This window comes from Deinococcus sp. Marseille-Q6407 (assembly GCF_946848805.1).
In the GTDB taxonomy this organism is placed as follows: domain Bacteria; phylum Deinococcota; class Deinococci; order Deinococcales; family Deinococcaceae; genus Deinococcus.
On the sequence record NZ_CAMPFU010000003.1, the window covers coordinates 253,884 to 268,434 of the forward strand.

Consider the following 14,551-nt stretch of genomic DNA (forward strand, 5'->3'; position numbering starts at 1 on the left):
GGATTTTTAGCACTTGAAAAGGGATGCACTCAGCCGTCCATCAGTTTGGGCATTAGCCGCACCCACTGCATGCTGGGATAGCGCCCGAAAGTGTCCAGCACGCCGGGGTCAATATCCGGGCCGTCCAATTCGATGGCGACCAGGGCGGTGCCGCCACGGCGGTCGCGGGTGCAGCTCAGCGTGGCGATATTGACTTCCTCGGCCGCGATGGCGGTGGTGATCCGCGACAGGATACTGGGCATATCACGGTACTGCAGGATCAGGGTGGGATGGGCGGCACTCAGCTGCACCGCGTAGCCGTTGATGTTGGTCACCAGAATCACGCCGCCGCCGGTCGAGCTGGCGATGATCTCGGCCGAGCGGGTCTCGCCGCGCAGGCTGATGCGGGCAGTATTGGGGTGAACCTCGGCCAGTTCGATGTGGCTGAAATTGAAGGTCAGCCCCTGCGCCCGCGCATGCTCGAAGCTGTCCGGCAAGCGGGGGTCGTCAGGAGCGTAGCCCAGCAGCCCGGCCACCAGCGCAAAGTGGGTGCCGTGACCACGTCCAGTCTTGGCAAACGAGGCATGCAGGCCAATCTCGGCAGAGCGGACCGGCTCGCCCAGCAGGTGGTGCGCCGCTAGGCCGATTCGGCAGGCGCCGGCCGTGTGGCTGCTGCTGGGGCCGACCATGACCGGACCGACCATATCCAGAAGTGTCATGCCGCCCAGTGTACCCACTGCAGGGAGCAGATCGGCCCGCCGCCGGCTGGCCCTGCCCGGTGGCCGTCTGACCAGCAGAGACAGCCGCCCACCCTGAGAGCCACCACGGTCGGCGGCTGGGCAGGCCCCTAGAATAAAAGCCGTGACCCAACCGCCCACTGCCCCTGCCTCCCGCGCCCCCCGGCGCCAGCGTTCCAGCTCGCGCAGCGGCGTGGTGCTGCGGCGCTGGAAGACCCCCAAGGGTGACCTGATCGTCAGCCTGCTGACCCCACAGGGCAAGCTGCGCGCCATTGCCCGCGGCGGCCTGCGCGGCAAGCACGCCGGGGCGCTGAACCTGTTTCACCATGTGGGGTTGCAGGTGTACGCCCGGCCCGGCGACGATCTGGCCGTCATTCAGCAGGCCAGCCTGGAGGGTGCCCTGCCGAGGCTGGCCCTGCCGGAACGCCACCCCTACGCTCACCTGCTGGCCGAACTGGCCGACCTGCTGTTTCAGGAAGGCGAGGCCGACGAGTATGGACAGCAAGCTTTCGAGCTGTTTGCCGGGGGCCTGCGCGGTGTGGCGCACTATCCCGACCCCGACTGGGTGGCCCTGGTGATGAGTTACAAGCTGCTGGCGCTGGCCGGCTTCCCGCCACGCACCCGGGTCTGCGCGCGCTGCGGAGCGCCGGACCCTGCCCACCCCGACCCGTTTGGCGGCGAACTGCTGTGCGGCAGCTGCTCGCACCAGCGGGCGCTGAGCCCGTCCAGCCTGGATTTCCTGCGGCATGTGGTGCGCCGCAGTGTACGCGAGAACATGGACCACCCGGTGCCGGCCGAAGACCGCGGGCCGCTGTGGCAGGGGCTGGAGCGTTTCGTGGGCGTGCAGGTGGGGAGAGTACGCAGCTGGCCGCACCTGCACGCCAGCTGAGGGCGTACCAGCTGCCTGCACGTCGGCTGAGACAGACAGGGCCGGCAGCGGGCACGGCCGCACAGTCGCCCCTGGCCGGGGCCGCTAGCATAGAAGCCAGATGAGCGACTCTTCCAAGAATCCGGCCCCGCAGTCGTTCAGCGCCGCCGAGCTGCTTCAGGAACTGTTTCCGGGCAGCGAAGACGCGCCGCAGGACATGAGCGGGCAGCCCACCCTGGGTCTTTATCCGGTGGCCGACGGCCGGCTGGCGCTGGTGCATGGCCGGCAGCTGGCCGAGTTCACCCCCCTGCACGGCCAGGCCAAGAACGCCCTGCACTGTGACCTGTGCCATCACACCCGCTCGCCCAGTGAGGCCACCATTTACCGGGTGGTGGTCGCGCAGCGCCGCAGCCGCTACATTACCCTCTGCCGCAGCACCGAGCACTGCCAGAGCCGCGCGGGCAGAGCCGGCCTGGAAGCCCTGGCCGAGCGCGTCTTCCCGGTCGAATCCGGCGCCGAGATGTTCTGAGCCTGGAGGGGCAACCCTGCCGGGCCAGGCCGCGTAAAGGCTGACACCATGCCCCGCCCCGTGCCCCAGACTACCTGGCGTGAATGCCCACACTGCCGCTATCCGATGGTCCGCTGGCGCGAGCTGGCCGGGGAACCCGAGCAGCTCTGGGTGGCCTGGAACCCCGAGACCTCTTTTTTGCCGCTGCACTGGCTGATTCTGGGCGGGCTGCTGCTGTTGCCGCTGGCCTTTCCCGGGTTGGAAGTTCTGGTGTACGGCGGCCTACACCGGCAGACTGAAGCCCTCCGCCCCTCCCTGCCCCTGCCCCTGCCCCAGTAATGGCAACTCTCTGAACCCTGCGCCAAGGCACGCCATGGCCCCGGCTGCCTATGCTGTAGCAATTCATGGACAGCGCCCTGTGGACTGGTTTCTGGAATCAACTTGAGCTGCTGCAGGGCCTGCTGGCAGCCGCCGTGCTGAGCGGCCTGATCGGCTGGGAGCGCGAAACCCACCAGCAGCAGACCCATGGTGCCGGCCTGCGCACCTATATGCTGGTGGGCGTCAGCGCAGCACTGTTTATCGTGCTGGGCGAGAGTTTGGTCACGTCCTTCGCCAAGGAAGACGACCAGGTACGCTTCGACATGATCGGCATTCTGGGCGCGGTGGTCAGCGGGGTCAGCTTTCTGGGGGCCGGGGCGATCTTCTCGTCCAAAAGCGGCGAAGGCGCCAAGGGCCTGACCACCGCGGCGGGCCTGCTGGCCACCTCCGCCGTGGGCGTGGCCTGCGGCCTGCAGATGTATGTGCTGGCAGCCGGCGCCACCGCGCTGTTTCTGTTCACTCTGGGGCCACTGGGCCGGCTGACCAGCTCGCCTCACCGCTCCGGCGACGAGCCCTAGCCGGCGGCCAGCGCCCCAATTTGGCAATGCTTCAGAGAAGCCGGCCGCTGGTGAGGCGGGTCCACTTTGCGGCGCTCCCGGCGTGTCAGCGTAGGGCATGACTGCCTTTTTACCCCGGCCCACAGCTGAAGACACCACAGCCGCAGACACCACCCCCACCGCTCTGCAAACGGCCGGCCGCCTGCTGCTGGGCGGCGTGCTGATCGCGGCCGGCACCGGGCACCTGACTTTTGCCCGCGGCGAATTCCCGGCGCAGGTGCCCGACATACTCACCGACGGCCCGCTGCATCTGAGCGAGGACTTGATCGTGGTGGCGTCCGGGATAGCCGAAATCTCCCTGGGCAGCGCCCTGATTGCTTTGCCGCAGCACCGCCGCGCCCTGGGACGGATCAGCGCCGCTTTTTTTATAGCTGTCTTTCCGGGCAATGTCTCGCAGTACCTGACCCGCGCGGACGCTTTCGGGCTGGACAGCGACCGCAAGCGGCTGGTGCGGCTGCTGTTCCAGCCGGCGCTGGTGGCCGGGGCGCTGTGGACCACCGGCGCCTGGCCCCGGCGGCGCCGCTGAGCCTGGCCCTCTCAGCGATTTAGACCCATCCCACCACAGGGCGCAAACGCCTAGAATACAGGCCACTATGAGTCAATTCGAACAGCTGTACCGGCAGGTGGCCCTGGGCGTTGCCGGCAACCCGGTCGTGGAAAAAATCGTGAGCAAGCAGGGCTGGACACTGGCGCAGCGGTTCGTTGCCGGCGAAACCGCCGAGGACGCCATCCGCACCATCAAGCAGCTGCAAGCAGAGGGCATCCGCGACAACCTCGACGTGCTGGGCGAGTTTGTCAGCACCCCGGAGCCGGCCAATGCCAACACCGAGATGGTGCTGGCGACCATTGATCAAGTCCACGCTGCGGGGCTGGTGCCGTACCAGTCCATCAAGCTCTCGGCGCTGGGCCAGGGCCAGCTGGTGACTGGCCCGGACGGCCGCGAGCAGGACCTGGGCGACATCAACGCGCGGCGGGTGGTGGCCCGTGCCAAGCAGTACGGCGGTTTCTTGAATCTGGACATGGAAGACCACACCCGCGTGGACGAAACCCTGCGGCTGTTCCGCGAGCTGGTACAGGAATTCGGCAATCAGCATGTGGGGACTGTGCTGCAGGCTTACCTGCACCGCACCGAAGCCGACCGCCGCAGCCTGGACGACCTGCAGCCCAACATCCGCATCGTGAAGGGCGCCTACCTGGAGCCCGAGGCCGCCGCCATGCAGAGCAAGGGCGAGATTGACGCCGCTTACCGCCGGCTGGTGTACAAGCACCTCAAGGCCGGCAACTACTGCAACGTGGCGACCCACGACCACCAGATCATCTACGACGTAATGCATTTTGCGCTGGCGCACGGCATTCCCAAGGACCAGTTCGAGTTCCAGCTGCTGTACGGCATCCGCGAGGACCTGCAGCGCGAACTGGCAGAGGCCGGCTACACCGTGCGGTCGTATATTCCCTTCGGCAAGGACTGGTACGGCTACTACTCGCGCCGCATTGCCGAGCGGCCCAAAAATGCACTGTTCGTGCTGCGCGGCCTGATCTGAGGCAATGCAGGGATGCCCGGCCACGCGCTGCCGGGCTCATCCGGTTTGCCGTCTCCTACAACATTCCCCTGTTCCAGCCTGCACCGACGCACTTTCCCGCGTGGTGAGCAGGCCCGGGCGCCCGATTTCTTGACTCTGCGGGTTTCCTAAGATTGCCTCGCCGCTGCTGATCGAGGCAGCGGTTGAAACCTGCTCCGCAACGCATAAACCTGCACATTTCCGGGAATGTATACAGCTTTGCATACAAGCATAAGGGTGGGCTAGACTGCCGGCACAACACCGCTCCCCCACACTTTCAGCAGGTTCCGAATCACACAGCCTAAGCGGCGTTCAGCGCCCTCAGGAGGCACACCCATGATCAAAGTTCAGGACTACCGCCCCCAACCCTTCACCGATTTCACCAAAAAGGAAAACGTCAAGGCGTATCAGGCCGCCCTCGCCAAAGTGCGCGGGGAACTCGTCGGCAAGCACTACCCGCTGGTCATTGACGGCAAGAAAGTAGACACCGCCGAGCAAATCCAGAGCGTCAACCCCTGCGACACCTCCGAAGTGGTGGGCACCACCGCCAAAGCGACCATTCAGGATGCCGAAAACGCCCTACAAGGCGCCTGGAAAGCCTTCGAGAGCTGGAAAAAGTGGGACATGGACGCCCGCGCCCGCATCCTGCTGAAGGCCGCCGCCATTCTCAAGCGCCGCCGCCTGGAAGCCTGCGCCCTGATGAGCATCGAAGTGGGCAAGAACTACGCCGAGGCCGACGTGGAAGTGGCCGAGGCAATTGACTTCCTGGAGTACTACGCCCGCTCGGCCATGAAATACGCGGGCTTCGGCAGCGGCGAAACCACCTGGTTCGAGGGCGAGGAAAATGGCCTGATGAGCATTCCGCTGGGCGTGGGCGTGAGCATCAGCCCCTGGAACTTTCCCTGCGCCATCTTCATCGGCATGGCCGTGGCGCCGGTGGTGGTGGGCAACTGCGTGATCGTGAAGCCTGCCGAGGACGCGGGACTGATCGCCGGCTTCATGATGGACATCATGCTGGAAGCGGGCCTGCCCGCCGGCGTGATTCAGTTCCTGCCCGGCGTGGGCAAGGAAGTGGGCGAGTACCTCACCACGCACGCCAAAACCCGCTTCATCACCTTCACCGGCAGCCGCGCGGTGGGCCTGCATATCAACGAGGTGGCGGCCAAAGTGCAGCCGGGGCAGAAGTGGATCAAGCGCGTGGTGATGGAACTCGGCGGCAAGGACGGCCTAATCGTGGACGAAACCGCCGACCTGGACAATGCGATTACGGCGGCCACCCAGGGCGCCTTCGGCTTCAACGGCCAGAAGTGCAGCGCCATGAGCCGTCTGATCGTGGTGGACGAGGTGTATGACGCGGTGGTGAACGGCTTCGTGGAGCGGGCCAGGGCGCTGAAGGTCGGCACCGGCGAGGAAAACGCCCCGGTGACTGCTGTGGTGAACCAGATGAGCTTCGACAAAATCAAGTCTTACCTGGAACTGGCCCCGCAGGAAGGCAAAGTGCTGCTGGGCGGCGAGGCTCCCGGCGAGTGCGGCGGCAAGCAGGGTTACTACATCCAGCCGACCATTGTGGGCGACGTGCAACGTGACGCCCGCATGGCGCAGGAAGAAATCTTCGGTCCGGTGATTGCCGTGCTGCGGGCTAAAGACTGGCAGGACGCCCTCGACATCGCCAACTCCACCGAGTACGGGCTGACCGGCGGCGTGTGCAGCAGCTCTCGCGAACGGCTGGAGCAGGCGCGGGCCGAGTTCGAGGTGGGCAACCTGTATTTCAACCGCAAAATTACCGGCGCCATCGTGGGCGTGCAGCCTTTCGGCGGCTACAACATGAGCGGCACCGACTCCAAGGCGGGCGGGCCGGATTACCTGAGCAACTTCATGCAGCTCAAGACGGTGACGGAACGCTGGTAAGGCGCTGCTAAGAGAGAATTGAGGGATAAAGGAGTTTGCCCCCGGCACACTGGCTGGGGGCTAAACTTCTCGTATGACGCTGGCCGAGGCGATAGCGCAAACCTACGCCGCCTTTGCAGATATGCCGAGCCCCACGCAGATCAGCAAGCTGGGAAGCTTTGGTTTGGAAGCAGCTGAGGAACGTGCACTGGTCAGTCGTCCGCTACGTGAGCTTTCATCTGAGCTGATGCGTTCTTACCTGTTCGATTCGGTCTACACCGTCGGCACCTGGGACGATTTCCGGTATTTTCTGCCGCGCCTCCTGGAGCTTTTGCCCAGTTGGGCCGCAGTCGGTCACGATATTGGCGTGGACGTTGGTGGGCGCTTGGACTACAGGCGCAGACAGGGTTTTCCACTGACTGGCAGACAACAGGACGCCCTGAAAGCCTACGCCCTGGCCTACTTTTGTGACCAACTGACCAAGAACTGGTTTAGCGCTGTTAGCCTGCTGAACTTCCAAGAGTTAGAACCGTTCGGCATCACCCGTGCCGAGTTGCTGACGCTGTGGTGGACGCATCCAGCAGGAGCGTTGGTGCTGGCGCAAGACCTGTTACTGAATGGTTCGCCGCCTCCCGAATGGCCCCGCGCCGACATGGTGAAGTGGTTGGAGGACGCGTTTTTTACAGAGCAAGACGAAAAAACGCGGCGAATGCTACATGACGCGGTGCTGATACTGGAAGCTGCGCCCGATGCCTGATTGCTCAACTTGCTGCGTTACTTCGTCAACCGAAAGGCGAAGCTCTTGAAGCTGGGTTCGATTTGCACGACCCAGGCATAGTATCCAGGCTTCAGCTTCCGCACGTCGTTCCACGAGAAACTGGGGAAGGTGACGGTTTCGCCCGGCTGAATCAGACGCCAGCGGGCTTCCGTCGTGCAGCCGATGCCACTGAGCCGTGGCGTTTGCTCCCCACGCGCTGTGACGACACCTACCGGCACGTTTCCCCCACAGCCGTAGTTGAATTGCACCACCTCTTTGCCCGTGTTTTTGACCAGCACTTTCAATCCCGGCACGGCGTGGAAGGGGTCGTTCTTCGGCACCCGGCTCAGGCTCACGGTGCGCGGCTGTACGTCGTAGCTGACGGTCAGGGGCGGCGTCCATTCGTTGTTCACCAGCAAGTCACCCGTTTTCAGCTTCGCGGCCAGTTCGCGGGTGTAGGCGGCGGGCGCACTGAGCCGCACCCGCCCGAACGCGGTGTCAATTCGGAGGGTGGCATTGGGCCGCTCCCTTTTGACCCGTCGGGCCACTTCCAGCAGGCGGCTGACCGGCGTTTTCATGCTGACCACGCCCGCGCCGAGGTTCCAGCCTTTGAGCCGTTTGTTCCACTCCGGGTCGGCCTTCAGAGCTGAGCGCAAAGCATTTTCCTGCCCCTTGTCGGTCAGGGCCAACCGCACCACGCCCTTGCCGTTCTCCTCGCCGGTCGTAAAGCCCGCAAAGGCCGGAACTTTTTGCGCGATACGGTCCAGCGCGGGCCAGTCGGCGGGGGCGAAGGACGTGGCCGCCTAGGCCGAAGCAGTGGTCACCAGGCCCAGTGTCAGCAGAGGAAAGAGGCGGTGCATAAGTTCAGGCTAATACAGACGGGTAACGGATATCTGACGGGCGCTGGCCACGCCCGAACCTTCTTCTCCCCGCCCCCTCACCCACTACAGCGCCCACCAGTCCAGCCGGTTGCCATCGCGGATGAGGAGCCGGCCGTCCGGAGCAAAGTCGGCTTCGGGCTGGGGTGCGTAATGGCCGCAGCCCATCAGCCGGGCGTAACCCTGACCCAGACGCGCCGGGGTGTTCAGGGTGCGGCCAGCCGTGAGGTCGGCCAGCCGGTAGCCGTACAGCTGCGCGCCACAGCCGTCGCCGCTGCTCTCGCTCAGCAGCACGCGCCGGCCGTCGAAGGCGGCGAGGCCCCAGCCGGCATAAGGGTCATTCGGGTGGGCCACCGGGACACTCAGCACCGGGCCGCTCCTGCCGGTACGGGCGTCCACGCGAGCGAAGCGGTTGACGGTGCCGCGTTCCCTATTTGGGGGAATGCGCTCGGTAGATTCGGGTGTGAGGCCGGTGCCGGCCAACCACCGGCCACCGGGTGAGGGAACACTGTACCAGACACTGGATTTCTCGGGGAACTTCCAGAGCACCGTATTCGTTCCCCACTCTACTGCGGCGAGGGGACTCTGGTGTCCATTCTGAGAGCGAATCACCACCTGCGACACCGGGAACTGCGCGCCCTGCGGCAAGGGGTAAGCGGCGCCGTCGGCCACGCGCCAGGCCTGCACACCACTGTCGCCCCACCAGCCCAGCGCGGCGCTCAGCACCAGACCATCCGGGCTGAAGGTCAGGTCGCTGACCCGTTCCTGCGCCCGCCACTCGCGCAGCATCCGGCCCGAGGCGTCCAGCAGCCGCAGCGTGCGCCCATCTTTCCCACCAGCAGCGGCAATACGGGTGCCGTCTCTATTTGCCGCCAGGTGTTCAGGCACCTGTGGCCCCCGGTAGAGCGTCTCCAGCCGCCCCGGCCGGTGCCGCACAATGCGCCCGAATCCGGCGCCGTCCTGCACCGCCAGCAGGGTGCGGCCCCCGCTCAGCGGCACGGCATCTTGTACCGCCGCGCCCAGCGCACGCATGAAGCGACCATCCGACACGCGGCGCAGTTCGGGCACGCTGCCGTCACGCACGGTCACGAACAAAGACCCGTCCGGCGAGGGGTACGCGCCGCGCAGCCCTGTTTCGGCCTCCAGCGCCCAAACTGCTCCCTCACCGGGCGTAACCAGCATCAGCCTCTGCCCGTACCGGCTGCCGCCGCCGCCGGTGTTGTAGACGTTGGAGGCCAGCAAAACGCGCCCACCCACCCAGCTGAGGCTGGAGCCGGGATACAGCAGCGGGCCACCCAGCGCCGTTCGCCGGGCCTGCACCGCGCCGGCCGCGTCCCGCTCCCAGGTCAGCAGGGTGCCCTTGCCGCCAAATGCCACGTCTTTGCTGCTCAGCGCCAGCAGGGCCAACCGCCGGTCATCCGAGCTGAGGCCCAGGCTGAAAGAAGTCTGGCCGCTTTGCGGTTTCAGGGCCAGCTCCGCTGGCAGGGGCAGGCGCTCTCGCTATTCGCCGCGCTGCCACTGCACTTTGCCGTCCTCTACCCAGGCGCGCACCGCACCGTCCGGGGTGCAGGTCTGGCCGCTGAACATGCCAGGTGGGCAGCCCGGCTGCCGCGTTTCCTGGCCGCTGCCGGTGTTCAGACGGTAGTTCAGCAGCACCTGTTTGTCGTTTCGGATGCCCCGCGCAGTGAGGGACAATCCATAGGCATTCGCCGTGCCGCCCAGGGTCAGGCCCGCGCTCGGAAAGTCGCGGCGCTCATCTGGCAAGGCAGCCGGGGGACTCAGCCGCTGCCCTGCCAACAACGCTCCGTCCGCCGCCCGCCAGCGCTTCAGCTCCCGGGTGGTGTCCAGCGTCCAGACGGTGCGGCCGTCCGCCGACCACGCCGCCCCGTCTGCCAGCGGCCCGAAACTTTCGCTCAGGCCAAAGCTGCCCGCCGCGTGGCCGGGAATGGGCGTGACTGCATTCAAGGTGGCTGCCGAGGCCGCCGAGCAAAGCCGTCAGGAGTTGTCGCATGGTCACAGTCTGACCGGAGCAGGCTGACGCTGCCTTAAGCTCATAAGTTGCACCTTGCATAGCTGAGCGAATAGCCGTGCTGGTGGAGGAATTCTTGCTCTTTTTGAATTTGGCTCAGCAGGTGGTTCAGCCTGACTTCGGGGAAGAGGGTATGTAGGGCCAAGCGGGCTGCCTCTTTCAGGGTCATGTCCTCAGAGCGGTACAGCATGGTTAGGGTGAAGGCTAGAAAGACCATCAGAATCCAGCGGTCCAAACCCCTGGCAGTTCGCAGCGCGAACTGCGCCAACCCAAACTGGTGCTTACCTTCCTTAAAGAAGGATTCCACCCCCCAGCGATGCGCACCCTCAGCAACGATCTCGTCCCCCTCCAGCAGTTCAGACGACACCGCGAAGAATTCGCGGTCCCCACGGTCCATCCTCCCCAGAGACAGCGTTTCCAGAGGCCAATTGGCGAGGTTGACATACCCTCCGTGCGGACAATCCGCCACTGTCACCCGCCCAGGATGATCCGTGCGTCGGTTGCTCCGCACACCCACCACGAACTCGAAACCTAGACGCTGCACGCCTTCCAGAAAAACAGCGGCTTCAAAGCCGCTGTCCGCTAGGACACGTACCCGGAAACGTTTCTTGATGAAGTCCGGCACCTCTTCCAGTAGGTCGAGCGCCAGAGTGACGGGCGTGCTGGTGTGCTTGCCCTGGTAGACCCGGTAAGAAATGGGGAACTTCAGTTCCCCATACTCGGCAAACAGGACGACCAGGTGGATGCCATGTCTACCGTTGTACACACTGACAAAGGGCAACTGAGTTCCCACCTTTTCCACCGTGGTCAGATCCACACTGAGCCGCAACCGAGGTCGGCGTTTGGAGTGAGCTACGTCCAACAAAATGCGCCACTGGATGTCCTGCGTCTCGTCCCAGCAACGGTCTGAATCCCAGTCATAGACGTTGAAGAAGCGACGCCGTTTAGGGCCTAGCGAGGTTGTGCGCGAGTACAGCCAGAACGACGCGGAGCTTGAGTGACGCCAGAGTTTTGGTCTGAACGGAACGAATTTGCGCTTCTACGAGCGCAGGGTAGTGGCTGTACCAACGTGATCTACTGACAGGATGCCGGAGTGCCCAGCCTGTCAAAGCACACACACTGTCAAAAATGGGAAGGCCAAAAATGGCACCCAGACCTACTTATGTAAGGGTTGTGGCCGTCGTTTCCACCCGGAGGCCCGCCCTATAGCGCACAGTGAAGCGACCCGGCAACAAATTCTTGATGCTGTCCACGAGCGGATGAGTCTGAGAGGAGTACAGCGCGTCTTTGGTGTTCACCGCAACACCGTGATCCGGTGGATAAAAAAGGGGCCCGTGAAGTGATGCAGACTGGTACAGTCTGCATGACACCTCCAGAAGAAGTGGTCATTGAGCTGGATGAAATGTGGACCTTCGTTGCCAAGAAAAAACAGACGAGGTGGATCTGGATTGCCCTGGAGCGCAGCACCCGCAGGGTGCTGGCCTGGGTATTGGGTGACCGCAGTGAGCAAACAGCGTTCAAGCTCTGGGAACGCTTACCATTGTCCCTTGAGCAGCGACTGAAAGGGACGTTTTGCACCGATCTGTGGCGAGCCTACGATGAACCGCTCTTGGGGGTAAAGCGGCTAACCCGGAAGGGAGAAACGAATCATGTCGAACGATTGAACTGCACGCTGAGACAGCGGCTGGGTCGGCTTGTTCGTAAGTCGTTGTCTTTCTCGAAGACGGACGAAATGCTCGAAGCCAGCCTGACTCTGGCCTTCCACCGATACAACTTGTCACGTTGATGCAGCCACTACCCGAGCGCAGAGAAGACCGTTTCAATGCGTTTGCGAATTCTGGGATGGCGAGATTCTCGCCATCCCGTGTCGTATTTGGTGTTCTTCTTGGGTGGATACACGTAGCCTAGACAGCAATAGCCTTTGTCGCCAATGATGGTTGGGCCTTCAAACTCTGGCCACCTGAGATTCAGCTCGTAACTCACCGTAACGTCGTGGAGGTTTGCAGGTCGGATGACGTACTGAACGATTTGTCCACCTGGTGTGACCCAGGCGTGCAACTTGTATCCGAAGAACTCACCCTGAGTTCCGAAACCCCACTTTGCTCCTGGGAATTGACAAAGATGAGTGCGTTTGGGACGGCAAATGGGGAGGGGCATCGAATCAATCACAACCTCGGCGCACGGCTGAGCTGGGCTGGCAACATGTTCCAAGAGTGGTAAAAGCTTGATGCCCCTGGTGTAAGCCTGTGTGTAGGAAGGAAGACCGGGACGGTCTTCCTTGAGGATGTTCCACCAGATGGAAGCAAATGGATGCTTGAAGATGAGACGGGAGAGCAGCAGAGCAACCAGCATGGCATCTGTGACCTTCTGGTGCTGGCAGGATTTCCGGTCACTGAAGTGCTTCCTGGCCCAGAGATAGAGGTGGCGAATGACGTGTCGACGTCCTAAACTATGGTGGAGACGATATTTAGCCATGTCGTCTCTATTTTTATGTGCCTGAGACGCACTTCAACAGTGGTCGGTCAGCCCTAAACGGCGTAAGCGACTCAGTGCACTGGGGCTGGCTCCTTCAGCTTGGCTGAATTTGATCTTCTGGCCTGGACTGTGGAAAAGGTGTAGCGAAGCCTCCAGGCTTCGCCGTTGGTACAGCGTCTCTGGAATGTCCAGAATCCGCTGTGAGAGAATATGGGCGCGCTCCCCTGAAGCCTGTTTGTACACACTTCCAGAATTTCGGCTCTGGGAGCGCTTTTTGTCCGCCTATTCAGGTGCAAGTTCTGAGTCAAACCAGACCCCCAAGCGCAAACAAAACATCCAGGCCAGTGTCACAAGGCCGAAGAGCCGCTGAAGACGGCTCCTTTCCGTCATCCCAGTCCGCTCCAGGTCGAAGCCTCGCTTCTTGAAGCTGCTGAAGGTGCACTCGATTGACCAGCGCTGCTTGTACAGCTTCCAGGTCTTCCGAGCGCTGAAATCTGTGGCAATGATGACGAGGTCACCTGTGGATGACCTCGTCGCGACCACCCGCATGAGTTCGCCAAACACGAACACCTTTTCGTCGATTTCATGGAAATGACCGTGCTGGACGTGCTTAAACCATTCCTTCCCATTCATGTCGTCCAGCATGTCGCTGTGCCGAATGCGGATCGCCCGCTTGATGCCTTGACGACGGAGAAAACGGAACCACTCCGCACCGATGAACTCACGGTCAGCCACCAGGCCTTGCCAGCGTTTCGCTGGCAAGACGCGGAGGAGCTTCAATACTCAGAACTTGCACCTGAATAGGCGGACAAAAAGCGCTCCCAGAGCTGAAATTCTGGAAGTGTGTACAAACAGGTTTCAGGGGAGCGCACCCATATTCTCTCACAGCGGATTCTGGACATTCCAGAGACGCTGTACCAACGGCGAAGCCTCCAGGCTTCGCTGCACCTCTTCCACAGTCCAGGTCAGAAGACCAAGTTCAGCCAGGCTGAGGGAGTCAGCCCCAGTGCACTGAGTCGCTTCTTCAACGTCTATGACTGGGATTCAGACCGCTGCCGGGAAGAGATGCAGGACTTCCAGTGGCGCATCCTGCTGGATACAGCTCGTCACAAACGCAGACCTCGTCTGCGGCTCAGCGTGGATCTGACCACGGTGGAAAAGGTGGGAATTCAGCTGCCCTACGTCAGCGTCTACAACGGCAGGCACGGCATCCATCTGGTGGTCCTGTTCGCCGAATATGGGGAACTGAAGTTCCCCATTTCTTACCGGGTCTACCAGGGCAAGTACACCAGCACTCCCGTCACGTTAGCCCTTGACCTGCTGGAAGAGGTGCCAGACTTCGTCGGGAAACGCTTTCAGGTCTGCGTACTGGCAGACAGTGGATTCGAATCCGCTGTCTTTCTGGACGGTGTGCAGCGTCTCGGTTTCGAGTTCGTGGTGGGTGTGAGGAGTAACCGGCGCACGGATCATCCTGGACAGGTGACGGTTGCGGACTGTCCGCATGGGGGGTACGTCAACCTCGCCAACTGGCCTCTGGAAACGCTGTCTCTGGGGAGGATGGACCGTGGGGACCGCGAATTCTTCGCGGTGTCGTCTGAGCTGTTAGAGGGGGATGACATCCTGGCCGAAGGAAAACGGCGCTGGGCGCTGGAATCCTTTTTTAAGGAGGGAAAGCATCAGTTTGGGTTGGCGCAGTTCGCGCTGCGAACTGCCAGGGGTCTGGACCGCTGGATTTTGATGGTCTTCCTGGCCTTCACCCTGACCATGCTGTACCGCTCTGAGGACATGACCCTGAAAGAGGCAGCCCGCTTGGCCCTACATACCCTCTTCCCCGAAGTCAGGCTGAACCACCTGCTGAGCCAAATTCAAAAAGAGCAAGAATTCCTCCACCAGCACGGCTATTCGCTCAGCTATGCAAGGTGCAACTTATGAGTTAAGC

At 62.8% G+C, this 14,551-nt stretch carries 15 protein-coding genes and 4 pseudogenes; 10 read left to right on the plus strand and 9 right to left on the minus strand.

The features are described from left to right. Positions 1-29: 29 nt before the first annotated feature. Positions 30-698, minus strand: coding sequence for an L-serine ammonia-lyase, iron-sulfur-dependent subunit beta (gene sdaAB / locus OCI36_RS08310; RefSeq protein ID WP_261664623.1), 669 nt, complete (start codon positions 696-698; stop codon positions 30-32). 142 nt (positions 699-840) lie between these two features. Here sdaAB and recO point away from each other — a divergent pair, with 142 nt between their 5' ends. From recO to OCI36_RS08350, 8 genes are all read left to right on the plus strand, one after another. Beyond that, positions 841-1,605, plus strand: a complete 765-nt coding sequence (gene recO, locus OCI36_RS08315) for a DNA repair protein RecO (RefSeq protein WP_261664624.1) — start codon at positions 841-843, stop codon at positions 1,603-1,605. Between the two features lie 100 nt (positions 1,606-1,705). Further along, the gene (locus OCI36_RS08320) at positions 1,706-2,113 is read left to right on the plus strand and encodes a hypothetical protein (RefSeq protein WP_261664625.1); all 408 of its coding nucleotides are present in this window, start codon (positions 1,706-1,708) and stop codon (positions 2,111-2,113) included. Between the two features lie 48 nt (positions 2,114-2,161). After that, positions 2,162-2,431 carry a hypothetical protein gene (locus OCI36_RS08325; RefSeq protein ID WP_261664626.1) on the plus strand — a complete coding sequence of 90 codons (270 nt, stop codon included), beginning with the start codon at positions 2,162-2,164 and terminating at the stop codon, positions 2,429-2,431. A gap of 65 nt (positions 2,432-2,496) precedes the next feature. Further along, positions 2,497-2,988: an MgtC/SapB family protein gene (locus OCI36_RS08330; protein ID WP_261664627.1), complete on the plus strand. Its 492-nt coding sequence runs from the start codon at positions 2,497-2,499 to the stop codon at positions 2,986-2,988. Positions 2,989-3,085: 97 nt separating this feature from the next. After that, on the plus strand, positions 3,086-3,553 hold the full coding sequence (locus tag OCI36_RS08335) for a hypothetical protein (RefSeq protein ID WP_261664628.1): 468 nt from the start codon (positions 3,086-3,088) through the stop codon (positions 3,551-3,553). 67 nt (positions 3,554-3,620) lie between these two features. Continuing rightward, positions 3,621-4,568: a proline dehydrogenase family protein gene (locus OCI36_RS08340; RefSeq protein ID WP_261664629.1), complete on the plus strand. Its 948-nt coding sequence runs from the start codon at positions 3,621-3,623 to the stop codon at positions 4,566-4,568. Positions 4,569-4,922: 354 nt separating this feature from the next. Further along, complete coding sequence (pruA, locus tag OCI36_RS08345) at positions 4,923-6,494, plus strand: L-glutamate gamma-semialdehyde dehydrogenase (protein WP_261664630.1); 1,572 nt, start codon at positions 4,923-4,925, stop codon at positions 6,492-6,494. A 73-nt stretch (positions 6,495-6,567) separates the two neighbouring features. Next, positions 6,568-7,230 (plus strand): hypothetical protein, encoded by a 663-nt coding sequence (locus tag OCI36_RS08350; protein WP_261664631.1) that lies wholly within the window; start codon positions 6,568-6,570, stop codon positions 7,228-7,230. Positions 7,231-7,247: 17 nt separating this feature from the next. Here OCI36_RS08350 and OCI36_RS08355 read toward each other — a convergent pair whose 3' ends face one another. The 5 genes and pseudogenes from OCI36_RS08355 to OCI36_RS08375 all read right to left on the minus strand — a co-directional run. Next, on the minus strand, positions 7,248-7,919 hold the full coding sequence (locus OCI36_RS08355; protein WP_261664632.1) for a hypothetical protein: 672 nt from the start codon (positions 7,917-7,919) through the stop codon (positions 7,248-7,250). Positions 7,920-8,174: 255 nt separating this feature from the next. Beyond that, positions 8,175-9,515, minus strand: a complete 1,341-nt coding sequence (locus OCI36_RS08360; protein ID WP_261664633.1) for a WD40 repeat domain-containing protein — start codon at positions 9,513-9,515, stop codon at positions 8,175-8,177. Between the two features lie 93 nt (positions 9,516-9,608). After that, on the minus strand, positions 9,609-10,073 hold the full coding sequence (locus OCI36_RS08365; RefSeq protein ID WP_261664634.1) for a hypothetical protein: 465 nt from the start codon (positions 10,071-10,073) through the stop codon (positions 9,609-9,611). An 86-nt stretch (positions 10,074-10,159) separates the two neighbouring features. Beyond that, positions 10,160-11,074: pseudogene (locus OCI36_RS08370) on the minus strand (transposase); the annotation flags it as partial. A gap of 7 nt (positions 11,075-11,081) precedes the next feature. Further along, positions 11,082-11,225: pseudogene (locus OCI36_RS08375) on the minus strand (IS982 family transposase); the annotation flags it as partial. Between OCI36_RS08375 and OCI36_RS08380 the strand changes: the two are divergent. Then, a protein-coding gene (locus tag OCI36_RS08380) for an IS1 family transposase (protein WP_148231767.1) occupies positions 11,223-11,923 on the plus strand; the annotation gives its coding sequence in 2 pieces (ribosomal slippage) (positions 11,223-11,457 and positions 11,457-11,923; 702 coding nt in all). The pseudogene OCI36_RS08375 and the gene OCI36_RS08380 overlap by 3 nt on opposite strands. A gap of 14 nt (positions 11,924-11,937) precedes the next feature. Here the strand turns inward: OCI36_RS08380 and OCI36_RS08385 are convergent. The 3 genes and pseudogenes from OCI36_RS08385 to OCI36_RS08395 all read right to left on the minus strand — a co-directional run. Beyond that, a pseudogene (locus OCI36_RS08385) lies at positions 11,938-12,612 on the minus strand (transposase); the annotation flags it as partial. Positions 12,613-12,645: 33 nt separating this feature from the next. Beyond that, positions 12,646-12,855, minus strand: a complete 210-nt coding sequence (locus tag OCI36_RS13430) for a hypothetical protein (RefSeq protein ID WP_409996728.1) — start codon at positions 12,853-12,855, stop codon at positions 12,646-12,648. Between the two features lie 66 nt (positions 12,856-12,921). Further along, positions 12,922-13,395, minus strand: a pseudogene (locus OCI36_RS08395) (transposase); the annotation flags it as partial. Positions 13,396-13,455: 60 nt separating this feature from the next. Here OCI36_RS08395 and OCI36_RS08400 point away from each other — a divergent pair. After that, a complete protein-coding gene (locus OCI36_RS08400) occupies positions 13,456-14,544 on the plus strand; it encodes a transposase (RefSeq protein WP_261664635.1) in 1,089 nt (362 codons plus the stop codon). Positions 14,545-14,551 lie beyond the last annotated feature (7 nt).